General features: G+C 46.7%; 2 protein-coding genes. One reads left to right on the top strand and one right to left on the bottom strand.

Going from position 1 to position 2,667, the window contains the following annotated elements:
* Window positions 1–53 precede the first annotated feature (53 nt).
* Entirely contained in the window at window positions 54–923 is an 870-nt protein-coding gene (locus IQR33_RS01605; RefSeq protein ID WP_005373812.1) for a LysR family transcriptional regulator, read from the bottom strand.
* 105 nt (window positions 924–1,028) lie between these two features.
* Between IQR33_RS01605 and IQR33_RS01600 the strand changes: the two genes are divergently transcribed.
* Window positions 1,029–2,285 (top strand): adenylosuccinate synthase, encoded by a 1,257-nt coding sequence (locus tag IQR33_RS01600; RefSeq protein ID WP_005373814.1) that lies wholly within the window; start codon window positions 1,029–1,031, stop codon window positions 2,283–2,285.
* Window positions 2,286–2,667 lie beyond the last annotated feature (382 nt).

Raw genomic sequence — 2,667 nt, 5'->3', positions numbered from 1 at the left:
ATGGGAGCGAAATCGTAATCTTCGTCTCTTTCATGGCCTTTTCTTTCATCGTCTTAGCCCTCAACCACCGACACATTCTCGCCAACCCAAGCCAACAACTGTTTTGCCGCTTTGGATAACACCTGATTTTGACGCACGATGTAGCCGAAATCAGTGTTTGGAAAACTTGGCAAAGGCGTAACTTCACGAGAAAGCTTTAATCTCGGATCGAGCGAGAAATCCGGCACAATAGCAGTCCCAAACCCCGCTTCCGCCCAGTCGATTTGTGCTTCCACACTGCCCACTTCCATCACGCGATGCTTAGGCAGATTTAGTTCAGGTAAAGACGCATCAATCAGCTCTCGGGTTCGAGTATCGTGCCCTAGCAGGATCAGCGTCTGGCTCTCTTTTCGATTGTCTTGCCACTCAAAAATGTTATCGCCAAACGCACACCAGTGAATCTGCGTGAGAGGCGTAAAATGCAGCGGTTGACTCTCTTTTTGTGCGATAACAAAGCCGATATCGGCACGCGCACTTTTCACCAAATCCACCGCTTGAGAAGATGTGGTGTTGAACAATGCCAAGTCGATCCCCGGATATTCACTTTTGAATTGCTGAAATGGTTTGATAAGCAGTAAACGTGAAACAATATCGCTCGCCGCAATAGAAAGCGTCCCCTGCGTAAGATCGTTGATGGCATTGAGATCTGACTGACAAATTTGCAGCTCATTGAGCATCCGCTGCGCCGTAGCTAACAAACGCTTCCCCGCTTGCGTCAACTGCACGGGATTTCGCTCAATCAATTTCGTGCGCGTGGCTTGCTCCAACTGCTTGATATGCAAACTTACGTTCGGCTGCGTCATGTGCAGTTCCGTCGCTGTTTTACCAAAGTGTTTTACCTCTGCAAGAGTTACGAAGGTTCGCAGCCAGTTCAAATCTAACATTGCCAATTCCGATATGAAATTCTTATCAAGTTAATGAGTATAATTAATTTCTCTTATTATGGCGAACACCTTAAGATTTTTGCATCTGTTTTTGGAGATTAAATTATGTCGTCTATCGTTGTTGTGGGTGCAAACTGGGGTGATGAAGGCAAAGGCCGCATCGTTGACTTTTTGGCAGAGCAAGCTTCTGCGAGCATTCGTTTCCAAGGTGGTAACAACGCGGGTCACACCGTGGTTAACGACCTAGGTACGTTCAAGCTGCACCAGCTTCCAAGTGGCGTATTCAACCCAGACTGTTTGGCAGTGTTAGGTCCGGGTATGGTTATCAGCCCTGCGTTGCTGTCTCAGGAGATTGCGGAAGTTGAAGAAGCGGGCGTAAAAGTGAATATGTGCATCTCTGATCGCGCAACACTGTGTCTACCTCTACATGCACTAGAAGATACGCTAGAAGAACAACGTTTAGGCGACAAAGCATACGGTTCAACTCGCCAAGGTATTGCACCTGCGTACGGTGACCGCGTAATGAAGAAAGGCATCCTAGTTGGTTGGTTGAAGCAACCAGAAGTATTGGTTGAACGCCTTCAATTCATGATGGATTGGAAACTGCCGCAACTGCGTGCACTTTACCCGACGTTCGAGTTTGAACAAACCGCTGAAGAACTGGCGAACTGGCTGCTAGAAGTCTCTGCACCTTGGCGCGATTCAATTTGCAACGTAACGCTTCCTCTAAAAGAACTACAAGCGAAAGACAAAACTCTATTGTTCGAAGCGCAGCTTGGCGCGGGTCGTGACCTTGTTTACGGTGAGTACCCTTGGACAACATCTTCTAACGTTGTATCAATGTACGCGGGTATCGGTAGTGGCCTTCCGGCACTTCGTCCTGAACGCGTTATTGCGGTTGCAAAAGCCTTCAGCTCATCAGTGGGTACTGGTACGTTGATCACTGCAATGGAAGAGCAAGACGCTTTCCGCGAACTTGCTGGCGAGTTCGGTGCAACTACGGGTCGTCCACGCGACATGGGCTACTTCGACGCAGTCGCTACGAAAAATGGCGTTGAACTGCAAGCCGCAACTGAAATTGCACTAACGAAAGTAGACTGTTTGACTGGCCTTAACGATCTGAAAATCTGTGTTGGCTACGAAGGCGACCACAGCGAAAACCCAATCTGGCCTCAAACTGCCTCTCTTGCGCCAATCTACGAGAAGATGGAAAGCTGGAGCGAGGACATCACAGGTTGTCGTAAGTTTGAAGAGCTTCCAGTAGCAGCACAGAAATACGTTCTACGCATTGAGGAACTCATGGGCGTACCAGTAAAAATGGTGTCTGTGGGTCCTGGTCGTGAACAAATGATTATGCGATAAGATGTGAATTAACACATCATTGGCAAGCGGCTTTTATCTGTTCCGGGGTAAAGCCGCTTTTTTTACACTGTAAACTTTGGAAAATTGCACGGCTAAATTCATGTTTAGTAACCTCATCACGAGACTCCTACCTCCTTTATTTATAAATCAATAAATTATAGGGCTTAACACGTTGTGCACGTTACTAGCACATCTCACTTGTTAAAGAAGCACGTCAATTAGGTTAACTGGTTGATTTGATATTCTTTAAGTGATTAGTTGATCACGATCTTCATCTGCAATTTGTTGAACTAGTACTCAAAAAATCTAACCCGCTGTTTTTAGGATAGATGAGTTCCCCAACATCCAACCTAACAGCAGGTGATTCCCATGACGAAAAATA

Origin of the sequence: Vibrio sp. OPT46 (assembly GCF_015163535.1) — a bacterium.
GTDB classification, from domain to species: Bacteria; Pseudomonadota; Gammaproteobacteria; order Enterobacterales; family Vibrionaceae; genus Vibrio; species Vibrio alginolyticus.
The sequence above is the reverse complement of the archived record's forward strand: the minus strand, read 5'-3'. Positions and strand labels throughout refer to the sequence as shown.

Coding starts and splice junctions, on each gene's coding strand:
- IQR33_RS01605 (WP_005373812.1), bottom strand. CDS start 923: ATGTTAGATTTGAACTGGCTGCGAACCTTCGTAACTCTTGCAGAGGTA.
- IQR33_RS01600 (WP_005373814.1), top strand. CDS start 1,029: ATGTCGTCTATCGTTGTTGTGGGTGCAAACTGGGGTGATGAAGGCAAA.